This window comes from Streptomyces durmitorensis (genome assembly GCF_023498005.1).
In the GTDB taxonomy this organism is placed as follows: domain Bacteria; phylum Actinomycetota; class Actinomycetes; order Streptomycetales; family Streptomycetaceae; genus Streptomyces; species Streptomyces durmitorensis.
The window spans coordinates 3,525,191-3,542,221 of sequence record NZ_CP097289.1; the positions used below are offsets into that span (position 1 = coordinate 3,525,191).

At 71.4% G+C, this 17,031-nt stretch carries 15 protein-coding genes; 3 read left to right on the forward strand and 12 right to left on the reverse strand.

Annotated elements, in window-relative coordinates:
- Positions 1-9: 9 nt before the first annotated feature.
- The 4 genes from M4V62_RS15640 to M4V62_RS15655 all read right to left on the reverse strand — a co-directional run bounded on the left by M4V62_RS15640 (position 10) and on the right by M4V62_RS15655 (position 3,912).
- A complete protein-coding gene (locus M4V62_RS15640) occupies positions 10-765 on the reverse strand; it encodes an AIM24 family protein (RefSeq protein ID WP_249587873.1) in 756 nt (251 codons plus the stop codon).
- Between the two features lie 16 nt (positions 766-781).
- A complete protein-coding gene (locus M4V62_RS15645) occupies positions 782-1,462 on the reverse strand; it encodes an AIM24 family protein (RefSeq protein ID WP_249587874.1) in 681 nt (226 codons plus the stop codon).
- A gap of 11 nt (positions 1,463-1,473) precedes the next feature.
- Positions 1,474-3,198, reverse strand: a complete 1,725-nt coding sequence (locus tag M4V62_RS15650) for a TerD family protein (protein WP_249587875.1) — start codon at positions 3,196-3,198, stop codon at positions 1,474-1,476.
- A 117-nt stretch (positions 3,199-3,315) separates the two neighbouring features.
- A complete protein-coding gene (locus M4V62_RS15655) occupies positions 3,316-3,912 on the reverse strand; it encodes a M48 metallopeptidase family protein (protein ID WP_249587876.1) in 597 nt (198 codons plus the stop codon).
- A 206-nt stretch (positions 3,913-4,118) separates the two neighbouring features.
- Between M4V62_RS15655 and M4V62_RS15660 the strand changes: the two genes are divergently transcribed.
- Together M4V62_RS15660 and M4V62_RS15665 are read left to right on the forward strand one after the other, a co-directional pair.
- Positions 4,119-5,267, forward strand: a complete 1,149-nt coding sequence (locus tag M4V62_RS15660) for a ThiF family adenylyltransferase (protein ID WP_249587877.1) — start codon at positions 4,119-4,121, stop codon at positions 5,265-5,267.
- Between the two features lie 41 nt (positions 5,268-5,308).
- Entirely contained in the window at positions 5,309-6,691 is a 1,383-nt protein-coding gene (locus tag M4V62_RS15665; protein ID WP_249587878.1) for an ABC1 kinase family protein, read from the forward strand.
- 15 nt (positions 6,692-6,706) lie between these two features.
- Here the strand turns inward: M4V62_RS15665 and M4V62_RS15670 are convergent, their stop codons facing one another.
- From M4V62_RS15670 to M4V62_RS15690, 5 genes are all read right to left on the reverse strand, one after another.
- Positions 6,707-6,898, reverse strand: coding sequence for a hypothetical protein (locus tag M4V62_RS15670; RefSeq protein WP_249587879.1), 192 nt, complete (start codon positions 6,896-6,898; stop codon positions 6,707-6,709).
- A gap of 117 nt (positions 6,899-7,015) precedes the next feature.
- Positions 7,016-7,339, reverse strand: a complete 324-nt coding sequence (locus M4V62_RS15675; RefSeq protein WP_249587880.1) for a hypothetical protein — start codon at positions 7,337-7,339, stop codon at positions 7,016-7,018.
- Complete coding sequence (locus M4V62_RS15680; protein ID WP_160507109.1) at positions 7,336-7,704, reverse strand: WhiB family transcriptional regulator; 369 nt, start codon at positions 7,702-7,704, stop codon at positions 7,336-7,338. The genes M4V62_RS15675 and M4V62_RS15680 overlap by 4 nt, the downstream gene beginning before the upstream one ends.
- A gap of 167 nt (positions 7,705-7,871) precedes the next feature.
- A complete protein-coding gene (locus M4V62_RS15685) occupies positions 7,872-8,246 on the reverse strand; it encodes a hypothetical protein (RefSeq protein WP_249587881.1) in 375 nt (124 codons plus the stop codon).
- Positions 8,247-8,409: 163 nt separating this feature from the next.
- Positions 8,410-10,617 carry an ATP-dependent DNA helicase UvrD2 gene (locus M4V62_RS15690; RefSeq protein ID WP_249587882.1) on the reverse strand — a complete coding sequence of 736 codons (2,208 nt, stop codon included), beginning with the start codon at positions 10,615-10,617 and terminating at the stop codon, positions 8,410-8,412.
- A gap of 151 nt (positions 10,618-10,768) precedes the next feature.
- Here M4V62_RS15690 and M4V62_RS15695 point away from each other — a divergent pair, with 151 nt between their 5' ends.
- Complete coding sequence (locus M4V62_RS15695; RefSeq protein ID WP_249587883.1) at positions 10,769-11,011, forward strand: mycoredoxin; 243 nt, start codon at positions 10,769-10,771, stop codon at positions 11,009-11,011.
- Between the two features lie 20 nt (positions 11,012-11,031).
- Here the strand turns inward: M4V62_RS15695 and nudC are convergent, their stop codons facing one another.
- The 3 genes from nudC to M4V62_RS15710 are packed head-to-tail and all read right to left on the reverse strand — an operon-like array spanning position 11,032 to position 17,012.
- Positions 11,032-11,979, reverse strand: coding sequence for an NAD(+) diphosphatase (gene nudC, locus M4V62_RS15700; protein WP_249587884.1), 948 nt, complete (start codon positions 11,977-11,979; stop codon positions 11,032-11,034).
- Positions 11,980-12,028: 49 nt separating this feature from the next.
- Positions 12,029-13,450: a dipeptidase gene (locus M4V62_RS15705; RefSeq protein WP_249587885.1), complete on the reverse strand. Its 1,422-nt coding sequence runs from the start codon at positions 13,448-13,450 to the stop codon at positions 12,029-12,031.
- A 10-nt stretch (positions 13,451-13,460) separates the two neighbouring features.
- Positions 13,461-17,012 carry an ATP-dependent DNA helicase gene (locus M4V62_RS15710; protein ID WP_249587886.1) on the reverse strand — a complete coding sequence of 1,184 codons (3,552 nt, stop codon included), beginning with the start codon at positions 17,010-17,012 and terminating at the stop codon, positions 13,461-13,463.
- Positions 17,013-17,031: the final 19 nt, after the last annotated feature.

Consider the following 17,031-nt stretch of genomic DNA (forward strand, 5'->3'; position numbering starts at 1 on the left):
AGCGATCGTTCAGCTCCAGACGTTGCCCTGGTTCTGCCCCCGAGCGCCCTGCTGGCCCATGCCGTACTGAGCCCTGGCGCCCTGCCCGAGGACCGCGTTCTGCGGCGGCAGCAACTCGCTCGGCTGGACGAGGGCGTAGCCCTGGCCCATGAAGCTGAGCTCCCAGCCCTCACCGGTGTTGCCGCGGCGCCGCCACACGCCCGACGCGTGCGTCTGGGCCTGCATCTGCACCCGCAGGCCGTTCGACCAGGCGACGATCGCGTCGGCGTCGGCGTTCACGTACTGGTCCGGCGTGACCTGGAGCATCAGCGGCTGGCCCGAGGTCATCAGGGCGACCTTGCCGCGACCCGTGATGTTGAGCTGGTACTTGCCGGACCCGGAGATGCCGTACTGGCTGTCGACGGCGATGACCTGATGGGTCAGCGACGAGTCGAGCGCGAGGACATAGCTGCTGTCCACGGTCAGACCGTCCTGGTCAACATCCACCACGTGGATGTACTGGGCGAGGTTGGCGAGATAGACCGTGCCCTGACCGTGGCAGCGCATCAGGTCGAGGCCTTCGCCGGTGTGCGCGCGGGCCCGCTGGTTGCCCTGGCTCTGGTACTCGGCGTCGAACTCCATCAGACCCTGGTAGGCGACCATGGCGCCCTTGCGGGCCAGGATGTCGTCGTGGCCCTGGAGGGCGACCCGCAGCAGCTGCGGGTTCTGGACGGTGTAGCGCTCCTGAGTCTGCTGCTCGGTGTGCGCGAAAAGTGGGCTCTGCATGGTGTGTTGCTCCCCCTCAGCCCCGAGCTCGGAGACGGTCGGTGCTGTCCTCGCTGGGCTGTACGACGACGATGCCCTCCCCGGAGAAGCCCATCTGGTAGGCCTCACCGCTGCCGCGCCCGATGAGCGAACCGGCCTTGAAGCTGCGCTTGCCCTTGACCTTGAGGTTCGGGGACCAGGCGATCAGGGCGTCGGGGTCGACGTACGTCTCGTCCTCGCCGCGGCCGCAGTCGACGACGATCGGGGTGCCGCGGGAGGTCAGCGCCACCCAGCCCTGACCGGAGATCTTGATGTTCCACAGGCCCTGCCCGGCGAACTTGGCCATCCCCTTGACCCGCTCGACGCCCCACTGGAGGGACGTGTCGAAGGCGAGGAGGTTCGTGCCGTTCACCGAGAGCGAGTCGCCCGCCAGGTTGATGACGACGACATCGGCTCCGTAGTCGGCGAGATAGAGCAGGCCGTCTCCGGAGCACTTCATCAGAGGTGCGCCCTCGCCGGTCATCCACTCCTTGGCGATCTGGCGGACCGCGGGAGGATTGGGCTCGTACGTGACGAACCCTTCGTAGGCGACCATCGACCCCACGCGCGCGAGGAGGTCGTTTCCGCTCTGCATGGCCACCTTGAGCATGTGGTTGCCATGGTTCTCCATACGGGCGGCGACTGGCGCCGGGGCAAAGCCCGCGAGTTGCTGATTCATGACGGGCTCCCTCAGACCTCGTACGGCTGGACGATGATGAAGTTGCCGGGAGCGCCCCGGAACTGGAGGTTCACGCTCTCCCCCGTGGAGCCCGCGTACGCGTTGCTGCGCACTCGCACCTGGCTGGAGACGATCGCCTGGGCCGCCGCCGACCAGGCGACCACGGACTGGCAGTCGGCGAACGTCGTCGGCGTGACGGGCAGGACGACGGGCACACCGTGCGTCTTGACGATGACCGTGCCGCTGCCCTGGAACTGCATCACGAACAGCGCGCCACCGGGGATGCCGTGCCCCTCGATCCTGCGCACCTCGTGCTGGAGCGTCTCGTCGAACGCGAGGACGTTCTCCGCGGAGACACAGATCGCGTCACCCTGGAGCTCGATGGGGTGCAGATGCGTGGCTTGCTCGGCGAGGAAGACCTGGCCTCGGCCGGAGCAGCGCATCAGCTGCATCTCCTGGCCGGTCGCGTTGCCCACGACGCGGCCCGCGAAGCCCGCGCCCTTGTAGCTGAACTCGACCTTGCCCTGGTAGAGCACCATGCTGCCCTGCCGGGCGAGCACGGCCTGCTCACTGACGCCGAGGTCGACGCGGACCATCTTCTCGTTCTGCTGCGTCCAGCGCTGCCCGGTGGGGGCCTCGCGGTACGCGGCGAGGGCCGCGGCCACACCGCCGCCCTGCGGAGAACCCTGGGGGAGGCCAGCTCCGTACGGGGACGGGGCGGCGGGCTGACCGGGGAACTGGCCGGGAGGCTGCTGGCCGGGCTGCTGGCCGTAGCCGGGAGGCATCGGGGCGCTGGGCTGCTGGCCGTAACCGGGCGGCGGGGGCGCCGACTGGCCGGGGACCTGGCCGAACTGCGGCTGCTGCGGCGGCTGCTGGCCGGGCTGTCCCGGCTGTCCGTACGGCGCGGGGGCCGGCGGGGGCGGCATCGTGCCGCCCTGCGGCTGGTTCATCGGCGCCACGATGGTCTGCGCCGCGTGCACCGACGGGTCCACGGGAGCAGGGGCGGGCGGCGGAGTGGCACCCTGCGGCGGCGCGAAATTCTGGGCCGGAGCAGGGGCGGGCGCGGGGGCCGGAGCGGGCGCGGGGGCCGGTGCCGGGGTCTGCGCGGGTGCCGCGGGGGCGCCGAACGCGGGCGGCGCGGCGGCCTGTCCGGGCGGGGCGAAGGACGGGGCGCCGGTGGCCTGCGGTGCCTGCGGCGCGGGCTCCTCCTCGGCGACCTCGCCGCCGAAGTTCTTCAGGAGCGCGTCGAGACCGCCGTCGAAGCCCTGACCGATCGCGGCGAACCGCCAGACGTCCTTCAGATAGAAGTCGCCCAGCATCACGGCACGTTCCGTGGAGAACTCCGCGCCGTTGAACGAGTAGCGGGCCACTTCCTCGCCGCCCGCGACGATCCGGATGTAGCCGGGTGCGACCTGCGACATCTGCCCGGCGCCGTCGATCGTCGCGGTGAACGACAGCTTCTTGATCCGGGACGGGATCCGGTCGAGCGTGACCCGGAAGGACTCCGTGTCACCGGCCTGCGCGCCGAGGAGCTGGATGGACTCCTCGGGCGACTTCGGCTGGTTGAAGAAGATGAAGTAACTGTCGTCCGAGAGGCGCTCGTCCGCGTCCAGGCCGAAGCAGCTGATGTCGAAGCTCAGTCCGGGGGCGGAGATCTGCACGCCTACGTACAGATCGGTGCCCGCGGTGAGGTCACTGATCTTGGCCTTGTGGCCGCGTTGGAATTCCCTGGCCATACGTAACGACCGTCCCCCATCCCGAATGTAAATGCGTCGCGTCAGGCTAACCGGAAAGTCCGACAACGAACCAAGCCGGTACAGACCCGGTACACAACCTCCCGACGCGGCGGAAGTTCACTCGTCGCGGGCGGCGGGCAGATGGGGCAGCCGGTCGGCCGCGACCACACCTTCGAGGTACCCACGAGCCCGCTCCGTCCGGGGGTACGCCTCGAGGAGCTGCCAGAAGTTGGGCCCGTGCCCGGGGACGAGGAGGTGCGCGAGCTCGTGGACGAGGACGTAGTCGACGACGTACTCGGGCATGCCCTGCAGCCGGTGCGAAAGGCGGATGCTGCCCTCCGACGGGGTGCACGAGCCCCACCGGGTGTTCTGGTTCGTGACCCAGCGAACGGACGTGGGCCTGGCGCGGCCGTCGAAGTACTGCTCGGAAAGACGCTCGGCGCGTTCGGAGAGTTCCGCGTCGCCCAGGACCCGCTTGCTCTCCTGGGCCGCGAGCTTGTCGAGCATGACGTTGACCCAGCGCTGTTCCTCGGCCTCGGACATGCGGGCGGGGATGAGCACGACGGTGCGATCGCCCTCTCGGTACGCGGAGACCGTTCTGCGCCGGCGGGCGCTCCGTCTGACCTCGACCGCGCTCGCCCCCGAGCCGGGTGACGGCGGGCTGGTCGTGCTGCGCTGTGGGTTTCCGGCGCGGTGCAGTGGGTCGGCGGGCACGCCCCGACGTTACCCGCTGGGCGTGGGGGAAGTCCCGCCTCCGGGACGGTTCGGCGGGGTATCGCTCCCCGTGCGATCGATTAGTACGACGAATACCCCCTGCCTGTGGACAACGCTCCGCGGCTGTCGGCCGGGGCGGGCATTCTGGCTGTCGACCGGCGATGCGGACGGGGACCGACAGCGCCGGATGACCACGGGGGACGACCATGCATCCGATCTTGAAACCGGCATTGCGGCGCGGCTGGCGCGATCTGAACACGATCCAGTTCGGCGTGGCGCCCGCCCATGCCCTGGTGCTCGGGCCGGTGGACACGGCGACGGGCAGCTTTCTCCAGCTCCTGGACGGGACACGCGGGCTGCCGCTCCTGCGCGACGAGGGCAAGCGGATGGGCCTGCCCGACGGTCACGTGGACCAGCTGGTGCGGCGGCTGTCCAGGGCCGGGCTCCTGGACGACGCGACGGGCGGCGGCGCGGCGGCCGACGCCCTGCGCAAGCGGGTCGCGGCCATGGACCGGCTGCGTCCGGATCTGGCCTCCCTGTCCGTCGTGACTCCCGGGCCGGGTGACGGGATGAGGAGACTGGCGGCGCGCCGCGCGATGCGGGTGCAGGTGCGGGGAGCGGGCCGGGTGGGGGCGGTGGTGGCCTCGGTCCTGTCCGGGGCGGGCGTGGGGCAGGTCGATGTGATGGAGGGCGGAGTCGTCGAGCCCTGGGACGTGGCGCCGGGCGGTCTGCCCGCCGACGCGGTCGGCGACCGCAGGGACGCGGCGGCGCAGCGGGTCGTGCGGCAAGCGGCTCCGGACAGGCCTCCTCGTCGGGGCCGGAGGGAGGCGGGGACGCAGGGGGAAGCGGAGCCGGGTCTCTCCCTCGTGATCATCGCCCCGCGGGACGGGCTCGACGCCCACGCCCCCGACCCGGTCACCGCCGAGCCGCTCGTCTCGTCGGGGACACCTCATCTCTATGCGGGCGTGATCGAAGGAACCGGCGTGGTGGGGCCGCTCGTCCTGCCGGGGGCGACAGCCTGCGCGGGCTGTCTGGCGCTTGACCGCGCGGATCGGGATCCCACCTGGCCACGCATGCTGGCGCAGTGGCGTTCGGGACGTGCGCGCCATGTCACCGCGTGCGACCTGGCGCTGTCGACCACGGTCGCGGGCCTTGCCGCCGCGCATGCCCTGGCCTTCCTCGACGGGGCGGAGCCGGTGAGCGCGGGGGTCCGCTGGGAGGCGTCCGCGCCCGGATTCGACTGGCATGCACGGCCGGTGCCACCGCATCTCACGTGCCCATGCGGGGCGGGTGTGATGGATAACAGGGAACACCCCGCCGGGGACGAGGAGCCGCACGACACAATGGCCGGGTAACCGCCTGACAAGGCGCGGCTGTCTGGGATTTGGAGGGGCGCATGTCTGATCTTCCCCGGAAGGCGGTAACCCGTACCGCCAAGCTGGCCGCGCTGCCACTCGGCTTCGCCGGGCGGGCGACCTGGGGTCTCGGCAAGCGGATCGGGGGCAAGTCGGCGGAGATCGTCGGCCGTGAGCTGCAACAGCGCACGGCGGAGCAGCTGTTCAAGGTGCTCGGCGAGCTCAAGGGCGGGGCCATGAAGTTCGGCCAGGCGCTGTCGGTCTTCGAGTCGGCGCTGCCCGAGGAGGTCGCGGGCCCCTATCGCGCCGCGCTGACGAAGCTGCAGGAAGCGGCGCCGCCGATGCCGACGCGCACCGTGCACGCCGTGCTCGCGGAACGGCTCGGCGAGGACTGGCGCGAGCTGTTCCTGGAGTTCGAGGACAAGCCGGCCGCCGCCGCGTCGATCGGACAGGTCCACCGGGCGGTGTGGCAGGACGGGCGCGAGGTCGCGGTCAAGGTGCAGTATCCGGGGGCGGGCGAGGCGCTGCTCTCCGACCTGAACCAACTGAGCCGGTTCGCCCGGCTCCTGGGGCCGCTGATCCCGGGGATGGACATCAAGCCGCTCATCGCGGAGCTGCGCGACCGGGTCTCCGAGGAGCTCGACTACAGCCTGGAGGCCCAGGCGCAGCACGCGCACGCCGAGGAGTTCGCGGACGACCCGGATGTCGTGGTGCCCGATGTGGTGCACCAGTGCGAGCAGGTTCTGGTGACCGAGTGGATCGACGGGGTGCCGCTGTCGGACGTGATCGCGGACGGCACGCAGGAACAGCGGGACCGGGCGGGACAGCTCCTCGCCCGTTTCCTCTTCTCGGGTCCGGCACGCACCGGCCTGCTGCATGCCGACCCGCATCCGGGCAACTTCCGTCTGCTGCCGGACGAGAAGGACGGCTGGCGGCTCGGGGTCCTGGACTTCGGCACGGTGGACCGGTTGCCCGGCGGGCTGCCCCCGACCATCGGGCGCTCCCTGCGGATGACGCTCGACGGCGAGGCCGACGCGGTCTACGAGATGTTGCGCGAGGAGGACTTCGTCCAGGAGTCCGTCGAGCTCGAACCGGACGCGGTCCTCGACTATCTGCTGCCGATCATCGAACCCATGCTGGTGGAGGAGTTCACCTTCACCCGGGGCTGGATGCGCGGCCAGGCGGCTCGGGTGGCCGATCCACGCTCCCCCGCCTATCAGTTGGGCAAGCGGCTGAACCTCCCGCCGTCGTATCTGCTGATACACCGTGTGACGTTGAGCACGATCGGGGTGCTCTGTCAGCTCGGGGCGACGGTGCGGATGCGGGACGAGCTCGAGGAGTGGCTGCCGGGCTTCATGGAGGAGGGGCTCGAGGAGCTGGAGTCCGAGGAGCTGGAGGCGGACGATCCCGCGGCCGGGGCCTGACGCCGCGGCTCGCCCTCACCACCAGGCGGAGTCGAGCCGCCCCTCGATGGCCCGGAGATTCTCGCGGGCGCAGGTGTCACAGAAGTAGCGGCGCTCGCCGTTCTCCACGGAGCAAATCCAGGTGGGCGGCGTGCCTTCGGCGACCGTGCCGCAGCCGGAACACACGAGATTCTCGGCGCCCGCGGGCTCAGGAGTCTGCTGGTCCACCCGGCGACCCTATCGCCGCTTCCGGAGGTTCGCCCGGCACAACGCACCGCGGGGGCCGGTCCGTTCGGACCGGCCCCCGCGGGCATCGTGGTGGTGCTCAGTCGGCGTGTCGCCTCGTCACTGCATGACGGCGATGGCGAGCGCGCGCCTGGCGCGCAGCGACGCGCGCTCGGCGCGGCGCTGCATCCGGCGAGCCGCCATCAGACGGGCGGCCGGGCGCCCGGCCTCGGCCTCACGCATGCGTTCGTGCATATGCGCACGAGCCATGGCTTCTGGGATGAGTTGCATCTCGCGGGTCCTGTTCTGACGCGATCCGTTCGCGCCGGTGGTGGTGAAGTCCGGGATTGCGGAGCCTGCGGGCTCAGCGGTGGCTGCCTTCATGGGGGCCTGCTTCTTGGGGTCGTGCGTCAGGGGGCGATCGATCGTTCCGGTGATGGTCATGCCGCTACCGGGTTCTTGCGCGGACGGCCACGCGGCCGCTTGCGGGCAACGACCACACCCTGGACGAAGAGCTCGCCGCCCCAGACGCCCCACGGCTCACGCCGCTCCTTGGCGCCGGCCAGGCAGGCCTCCATCAGCGGGCAGGTACGGCAGAGGGACTTGGCGTACTCGACGTCCGCCGGCGACTCGGCGAAGAAGACCTCCGGGTCGTAGGCACGGCAGGGGACGGGTACGCCGAGGTTCTCGATGGCGTCGTCGAGCGCGGTGAGCGCGGTCAGGGGAGTCAAGGTCGGGTCCTCCGTGGGAGCGGGCGGGGGGAGAGTCTCTGAAGGCGGTACGGACGGGGCGTGCGCTTCGAGTTGCACGGTGGTGTTTTCCTCGTCTGGTCGTGCCGGCCTGGGTCGGCCGGTTGGCGGCTGGTACCGGGTCTTGCTCGGCCCCTTCGCTCCGTCATCCCGTTTTTGGGAAAACAGAAGGGCCGCGGATCCCGGGTGGGGTTCCGCGGCCCTGAAGGCGCCGGTCTGATCGAGGATCAGACTGGATCACTCCAGGGTTCGAGCCCACGGAAGGCCCACATCGTGTGGTGCTGCTGCGTCGTCTGGTGCTGCGTCTTCTTCTTCGATCCGGCACCGGCTGCGGCAAAGGCATAGGCCTGCGCCTGTGCCGTCACTACTGCTTCCGGTGCCTTGGTCGCTCGCTCGCTGCCTTCATTGACCTCACGCATCGGAAGAACGTTGAGACGCGGGAGGGACAGAGGCAGGACAGAGGACTCCGGACGGATGGCGGCGGCAGCGATGCCACCGGACAGACCGGTGCCCAGGTTCGAGAAGCCGAGCAGGCAGGAAGCGACGACCGAGCGATCGGTCATTTTCGCGGTGCTGATGAAGCTCTCGTTGATGCTGATCACTGGAATCGCCTCCTCTCGGCGTCTATGGGATCGGCCGGAACCGATCCTGCGGGCTATTAAGTACAGCACGGGGCGAGGGCTTCGGAGAAGCCGCCGTTCCCGTGCTTAAGAACCTATGGGTCTTCCTTGCGCCTGCGCAAACTATTTTTTCGACGAGTTTGAATCAGTTGCCATCGGCGCCCCTTACAGGGTCCCCACCTGCACAAATGGCGAGGACATCAGATCCGAAGCGGTTGAGCTTGCGCACGCCGACTCCGGGGATCCGGGCCAGTTCGCCCTCCTCGTCGGGTGCGACCTCCGCGATGGCGATCAAGGTCTTGTCCGTGAACACGCAGTAGGCGGGCTGTCCGAGGAGCTCAGCCTGGCCCGAACGCCACTCCCGCAGGCGTTCGTACAGCCCCTCGTCCATGTCGGACGGGCAGTCCTCGCACCGCATGAGCTTCATCTCGCCCGCGTCGGTCAGGGTCCGCCCGCAGACCCGGCAGCGGGCCGGGGACCTGCTCGTCCGCCGGCGGCTCTTCGCACCGCCGCTCTCCACGCCCCCACTGCCGCGCTCGACCCCGCCGGGCCCGCCGCCCGCGGCGCGCGCTCCCGCACCCGCCCCCGAGCCGGGGCGCAGCCCGTCGAGGAAGCGGCTGGGGCGGCGACCCGCGCGACCGCCCGGTGAGCGGGACAGCGCCCAGGAGAGGGAGAGGTGGAGGCGGGCCCGGGTCACGCCCACGTACAGGAGGCGGCGCTCCTCTTCGATCTGCTCGTCCGTCTTGGCGTACGTGATCGGCATCATGCCCTCGGCGAGGCCGACCAGGAACACGGCGTCCCACTCCAGGCCCTTGGCCGCGTGCAGCGAGGCGAGGGTGACGCCCTCGACGGTCGGCGCGTGCTGGGCGCTCGCGCGCTCGTCGAGCTCCCCCACGAGGTCGGAGAGCGTCGCGTCGGGCTTGGCCCCGGCGAAGTCCTCGGCGAGGCGCACGAGGGCCGCCAGGGACTCCCAGCGGTCGCGGGCCGCTCCTGAGCCCGCCGGGGGCTGCGTCGTCCAGCCCTTCGTGGACAGGACGGCCCGCACCTGCGAGGGCAGGTCGATGACGTCGTCAAGGAGGGAGTCGTTGCCCCCGAAGCGGGCCGCGCCGCGCAGGGCCGCGCCCGCCTCGCGGACCTCGGTGCGCTCGAAGAACCGCTCGGCGCCACGCAGCTGATAGGGCACGCCGGCGTCGGCGAGTGCCTGCTCGTAGATCTCGGACTGGGAGTTCGTGCGGAAGAGGACCGCGATCTCGCTCGCCGGGACGCCGTCGGCGATGAGGGCCCGGATGCGGCGGGCGGCGCCTTCGGCCTCGGCGGGCTCGTCCGCGTACTCCGTGTAGACCGGTTCGGCTCCGGCGTCGCGCTGGGAGATCAGTTCGAGGCGGTGGTCCGCGGCGCGGCCCCGGGCCTGGGAGAGCAGGCCGTTGGCGAGGTGGACGACCTGGGGCGTGGAGCGGTAGTCCCGGACGAGCTTGACGACCGTCGCTCCGGGGTGGCGGGTGCGGAAGTTCAGGAGGTGGTCGGGGGTCGCGCCGGTGAAGGAGTAGATCGTCTGGCTGGCGTCGCCGACGACGCAGAGGCTGTCGCGGTCGCCGAGCCACAGCTCCAGGAGGCGCTGCTGGAGCGGGCTGACGTCCTGATACTCGTCGACCACGAAGTGTTGGTACTGGGCGCGGACCTGGTCGGCGATGTCGTGGCGGTCCTGGAGGATGCCGACGGCCAGGAGCAGGACGTCCTCGAAGTCGATGACGGAGCGCTCGCGCTTCAGGTCTTCGTACGCGCCGTAGATCTGGGCGATCTCCGCCGCGTCACGGGGGATGAGGCGGCCCGACTTCGCGGCGGCCGCCGCATAGTCCGAGGGGACGGTCTGGGTGACCTTGGACCACTCGATCTCGCTCGTCACGTCGCGCAGTTCGTTGCGGTCGAGGCGGATGCGGGATGCGGCCGCCGCGTCCGCGACGATCTTGATCTTCCGGTCGACGATCCGGGGCAGCGAGCCGCCGACCGCCTTGGGCCAGAAGAACTGGAGCTGGCGCAGGGCCGCGGAGTGGAACGTGCGCGCCTGGACCCCGGAGGCGCCGAGCTGGCGCAGGCGGCCGCGCATCTCGCCCGCCGCGCGGTTGGTGAACGTGACGGCGAGCACGCTGGCGGGCTGGAGGATCCCGGCGCGCACGCCATAGGCGATCCGGTGCGTGATCGCCCGTGTCTTGCCCGTCCCGGCGCCTGCCAGGACACACACCGGCCCGTGCAGGGCGGTGGCCACCTCGCGCTGCTCGGGGTCGAGCCCGGCGAGCACCGCGTCGGCAGAGTCCGGGACCTGCGGGAAGAGGGTGGAGTGCGTTGCTGCTGTCACCCCGCCATGCTGCCAGGTCGCCGGAGGCGCGTGAGCCCGGTTGTCCACAGGGAGGCCGGTGCAGTCGTACTAATGCGGGAATGGTGGCCGGGTCGCGTACGTTCGAGTCTTTGCGATGACGCATGCCGAGCAACAAAGGAGCGCGAGACACATGCCGGGCACTGTGACGATGTACAGCACCACGTGGTGCGGCTACTGCCGCCGGCTCAAGGGCCAGATGGACCGCGAGGGCATCACGTACAACGAGATCAACATTGAGCACGACCCGGATTCCGCGACCTTCGTCGAGAAGGCGAACGGCGGAAACCAGACGGTTCCCACCGTTCTCTTCCCGGACGGCTCGACGCTGACGAACCCCTCGCTGGCCCAGGTGAAGCAGAAGCTGGCCGCCTGAGCGGCAGGGCCCGGTGGGCCCTAGCCGACGGTGCCCGGCTTCGGCAGGGGCTTTCCGTACCAGAGCTCGATCAGTCGGGCCGCAATCGAGATCCCGTAGGGAGGCAGGACCTCCCCGGACTCGAATGCGGCCCGCAGGTCTTCCCGGGAGAACCAGCGGGCCTCGGAGATCTCCTCGCCGTCCACGTTGATCTCCGACGACGTGGCGTCGGCCATGAAGCCCAGCATCAGGCTGGAGGGGAACGGCCAGGGCTGGCTCGCGACGTACTCGACGTCGCCGACCATGACACCGGCCTCCTCCCAGACCTCGCGCCGCACCGACGTCTCGATGGACTCGCCCGGCTCCACGAAGCCCGCGAGCGTCGAGAAGCGGCCCTCGGGCCAGTGCACCTGACGGCCCAGGAGCGCGCGGTCCTGGTCGTCCGTCACCAGCATGATCACGGCCGGGTCCGTACGCGGGTAGTGCTCGGCGCCGCACGCCTGGCAGCGGCGGATGTGGCCTGCCGCAGCGATGACGGTGCGCTCGCCGCAGCGCGAGCAGAAGCGGTGCAGGCGCTGCCAGTTCTCCAGGGCGACGGCGTGCACCATCAGGCCCGCGTCGCGGGGCGACAGGAGAAGCCCCGCCTCGCGCAGGCCCGCGGGGCGCGCCTGCTGGTCCATGCGGCCCGGCAGGGAGTCCTTCTGGAGCGCGAAGTAGCTGACGCCGTCGTCGTCCGTGCCCAGGAAGTAGCGGTGGGCCTCGGTGAGGGGCGCCTCGAAGGACGGGGTCATCACCAGTTCGGTGCTGCCGTCCGGTGTCTCGTCGATGAGTACCTGGCCGCCGGAGACGACGAAGACCCGTGTCGTGGGGTGGCTCCATGCGGCGGCGAGCCAGGCCTCGTCGAGGCGGTGGTGGGCTGCGCGATCGATGCCGCTCGGTGCGGTGAGCGAGACGGGACGGTCAGCGGTGCGGTCGGTCCAGGTGGTCACAGGTGCTTCCAACTCCCCCGATGGAATGGGTGGTTCAGCAGGGCGGTTTTCAGTGTGCATCGCGCCAGTGATCGGCGAGATCGCCCCACAGGTAGGCCGTCGTCTCGACTCCCTTGAGGAGCAGATCGAGTTCGACCTTCTCGTTCGGCGCGTGCCAGCCGTCGGACGGCACGGAGATGCCCAGGAAGAGCACGGGGGCGGTCAGTACGTCCTGGAGATCGGCGGCCGGTCCCGAACCGCCCTCTCGGGTGAAGCGGATCGGCTGCTCGAAGGCCTGGCCCATCGCCCGTACGACGGACTGCAGGGCAGGGTGGTCGAGCGGCGTCAGGCAGGGGCGCGTGGCGGCGCCGAAGGTGATCGTGTGGCTGATTCCGTCCGGCAGCTGGTCGGCGACCCAGGTGCGTACGGCTTCTTCGATGCGGTCCGGGTCCTGGCCCGCGACGAGCCGGAAGGACAGCTTCAGGAGGGCGGACGACGGGACGATCGTCTTGCCGCCCGCTCCTTGGTACCCGCCGCCGATGCCGTTGACCTCGGCGGTCGGGCGGGCCCAGATGCGCTCCAGGGTGGTGTGGCCCGCTTCTCCGTGGGTCGCGTGCGACTTGGCCGTGCGCAGCCAGCGCTCCTCGTCGAAGGGCAGCTCGGCGAAGAGTTCGCGTTCGCGGTCGGTGAGTTCGACGATGCCTTCGTAGAACCCGGGGACGGCCACGCGCGCGTGCTCGTCGTGGAGCGCGGCGACGAGCCGGGCGGCCGCGGTCGCCGGGTTCGGGACGGCGCCGCCGAAGGATCCCGAGTGGATGTCCTGGTCGGGGCCGCGCAGCTCGATCTCGCAGTCGGCGAGGCCCCGCATACCGGTGCAGACCGTGGGGGTGTCCTCCGCCCACATGCCGGTGTCCGAGACGATCACCGCGTCGGCGGCGATGCGCTCCTTGCGCTCCTCGATCAGCGCGCGGAAGTGCGGCGAGCCCGACTCCTCCTCGCCCTCGATCAGGAGCTTCAGGTTCACGGCGGGGGCGGTGCGGCCGGTGGCGGCGAGATGGGCGCGGACGCCGAGTGTGTGGAAGAACACCTGGCCCTTGTCGTCGGCCGCCCCGCGCGCGTAGAGGCGGTTTCCCTGGACGACGGGCTCGAAGGGGTCGGTGTGCCAGCCGTCCTCGCGGGCGGCGGGCTGCACGTCGTGGTGGCCGTAGACGAGCACCGTGGGGGCCTGGGGGTCGCCCGAGGGCCACTCGGCGAAGACGGCGGGCGCTCCTGGCGTCGGCCAGACCTCGACGGTCGGGAACCCGGTCTCCTTGAGCTGGGCCGCGAGCCAGTCCGCGCTGCGCCGCACGTCCTGAGCGTGGTCGGGCTGTGCCGACACGGACGGGATGCGCAGCCACTCGGCGAGATCGTCGAGGAAGGCGGCACGGTGGGTCTGGATGTACGTACGAACGGCGCTGACGCCACTGACGTCACTGTCAACGGACTGGCTCATGGTCACGAGCCTAGCCGCCCCCGGGAGCCGGTTCGTCCGGTGGTTCGTCACCCGGCTGCCCGCCCGGTTCTTCCAGCAGGATCCGCTCCAGCTCGGCCCGGCCCGGCAGGCGCGCCGGGCGGGAGGTCTCGCCACTGCGCACGTAAAGGAACGCCGCCTTCACGGACTCCGGCGGCACCCCGTGCAGCTCGGCCCAGGCCAGGCGGTAGACGGCGAGCTGCAAGGGGTCGGCGGTGCGGGTGCGGCTGGTCTTCCAGTCGACGATCTCGTACGTCACGTCGTCTCCGTCGACTTCCTTGTACACCGCGTCGATCCGGCCGCGGACCACGCGGCCCGCGAGGGTCAGCTGGAAGGGCACCTCGACGCGGTGGGGGGTGCGGTGGGCGTACTCGGTGCGCTCGAAGGCTTCCTTGAGCGCTTCCAGATCGCGTTCGTCGGCGATCTCGGCCTCGCCGGGGCCGCCGCCCGGCAGGTCGTCGGGGGCGAGCAGCGGGAGGCGCAGCTCCTCGAAGCGGGTCTCCACCCAGGCGTGGAACCGGGTGCCGCGGCGGGCCGCGGGCTGCGGCGGGCGCGGCATGGGGCGCGCGAGCTCCTGCGCGAAGCCCTCCGGGTCGGCGGCCAGGTGCAGCACTTCGGACGCGGTGAGGGAGGCGGGGACGGGGATGTCCCTGATCGCCTCGCGGGCGCGCAGGAGTTCGCCGGTGAGAGCGTCCAGGTCGCGGTCCCAGGAGGCGAGGGTGCGGGTCTCCTCCGGAGTGAGGCGGGGCTCCTCAGGGACGGCCACCGGCTCCGGGGCGGGCTCGGCAGCGGCGTCGGCGGGGTGCGGGCGGGCGTCGGGCTCGGTGGGCGGAGCTGCCGACTGGTGCGGGATCGCCGGGCGGGCCGATGTCCAGGAGTCCCAGTCCTCGGGGTCGGCTTCGGGCAGCCCGGCTTCTTCGTAGGGCGCTTCCTCGTCCTCCGGAGGGGGCGGCCAGTCCGGGTCCTCGGCCGGAGGCACGTCGTCGTACGCCGACGGGTGGGCCTCTTCGTGCGAGCGGGCGTCGTCCGACGCCCCCTCCCCCGTCAGGCGGTCCAGATGCGTGAGGACTGTCTGCGCGGCGGCCCTGCGCCGGGCCAGGGACATGTCGTCCAGCGGGAGCGGCCACGCGTGCTCGGCGGCGCCCTCCACCAGCGCGGGGTTCTCCTCGCCCTCCTCCGGTTCGTCCGCCCAGGCCTCGATCTCCCCGTGACCCACCGCGCAGTGGTCGTACAGCGCCTGAAGGAAGTCCGAGGGACCGCGCGGCTTCTTCTGCGAAGGGCCCCACCAGTGGCCCGAGCCCAGGAGCAGCGAGCGGGGGCGGGTGAAGGTCACGTAGCCGAGGCGGAGCTCCTCGGTGCGCTGGTGCTCCTTCATGTCTTCGTGGAACGCCTTCATGGACCGGGAGTCCCACGCCTCGATGTCGGGCAGGGTCGCCGCGTCCCCGCGCAGCGCGTGCGGGACGACCTTGCCCTGGGCCGTCCACTTCTCACGGCCCTGGGTGCTCGGGAACGTCCCGGTGACCAGGCCGGGGACGGCCACGACGTCCCACTCCAGGCCCTTGGACTTGTGGGCGGTGAGCACCTTGACCGTGTTCTCGCCGCCGGGCAGGGCGTTGTCCAGGCCCTTCTCGTACTGCGCGGCCGTCCGCAGGAAGGCGAGGAAGGCCAGCAGGCTCGCCCCGCTGTCGTTCGCGGCGAAGGAGGCGGCGACGTCCAGGAAGTTCGAGAGGGTCTCGCGGCGGCGGGCCGCCAGGGCGTGCGGTGACGCGGAGAGTTCGACTTCGAGGCCCGTGACGGCGAGCACCCGGTGCAGCACGTCCATCAGCGGGTCGGCCAGGGAGCGGCGCAGATCGCGCAGTTCGGCGGCGAGACGTGCGAACCGCACCCTCGCCTCCGGCGAGAAGGGCAGCCCGTCGTCCTCCGTGTCGTCGTCCAGGGGCGTCTCCAGGAACGTGTCGAGCGCGTCCGCGAGCGATATCACCTCGGCGGGATCGACCCCCTCGACCGCTTCGGCGAGCCGCCGGTCCGGGTCGTCGGGGGCCGCGTGCCCATGGCGTACGAGGAGGCGTGCGCGGCGGCCCAGGAGGGCGAGGTCGCGCGGGCCGATGCGCCAGCGCGGGCCGGTCAGCAGGCGCACCAGGGAGGCGTTCGCGCCCGGGTCCTGGAGCACCTCGCAGACGGCGACCAGGTCGGCGACCTCCGGGAGGTGCAGAAGCCCGGAGAGGCCGACGACCTCCACGGGGACGTCGCGGGCGACCAGCGCTCCCTGGATCTGCGCGAAGTCCGTCGCCGTGCGGCACAGGACCGCGATCTCGCCCGGGGCCTTGCCGGTGTTCACGAGGTGCGCGATGGAGTCCGCGATCCAGTCGATCTCCTCGGCGTGCGTGCGCAGCAGGGCGCAGCGCACCATGCCGTCGCGCTCGGCGCCGGGCGCGGGCCGCAGGGCCTGGACGCCCGCGTGCATCGCGCGCAGCGGCTCCGCGAGGCCGTTCGCCAGGTCCAGGAGGCGGCCGCCGCTGCGGCGGTTCTCGCTGAGCGCGTGGCGGGCCGCGGGGCGTCCGTCGGCGTACGCGAAGTGCTCGGGGAAGTCGTCGAGGTTCGCCACGGAGGCGCCGCGCCAGCCGTAGATCGCCTGGCAGGGGTCGCCGACCGCCGTCACCGGGTGGCCCGTGCCGCCTCCGAAGAGGCCTGCCAGGAGGATGCGCTGGGCCACCGAGGTGTCCTGATACTCGTCGAGCAGGACGACCCGGAACTCCTCGCGCAGGATCTCGCCGACCTCCGCGCGGGCGTCGGCCAGCGTCGCGGAGAGGGCGATCTGGTCGCCGAAGTCGAGGAGGTCGCGGGCGCGCTTCGCGTCCCTGTAGCGGCCCACCAGCTCGGCCAGTTCGAGCCGTGCCTCCGCCGTCTCCGGCACCTTGCGCAGGTCGGCGTTGGAGAGCTTGGCGCCCTCCAGGGTGCGCAGCAGCTCGGTGTCGTACGCGCGGAGCCTGTCGGGCCGTACGAGATGCTCCGCGAGCTCGCTGTCGAGTGCGAGGAGGTCGCTGACGAGGTCGGGGAAGGAACGGGTCAGCGCGGGATACGGTCCCGGCGCCTCGCGCAGCACGCGCGCGGCGAGCTGGAAGCGGGTGGCGTCGGCGAGGAGACGGGCGGTGGGTTCGAGCCCTATGCGCAGACCGTGGTCGGTCAGGAGGCGGCCCGCGAAGGCGTGGTACGTGGAGATGACCGGCTCGCCCGGGGGGTTGTCCGGGTCGAGCGCCTCGGGGTCGGTGACCCCGGCCTTGACGAGCGCCTGGCGCACCCGCTCGGCGAGTTCGCCCGCCGCCTTGTTCGTGAACGTGAGGCCGAGGACCTGCTCGGGAGCGACCTGCCCCGTGCCGACCAGCCAGACCACGCGGGCCGCCATCACCGTCGTCTTGCCCGACCCGGCTCCGGCCACGATCACCTGCGGGGCGGGCGGCGCGGTGATGCAGGCCGTCTGCTCCGGGGTGAACGGGATGCCGAGGAGCTCTTTGAGCTGCTCGGGGTCGGTGATACGAGGTGGCACGTCAGAGAGGCTAGCGGCG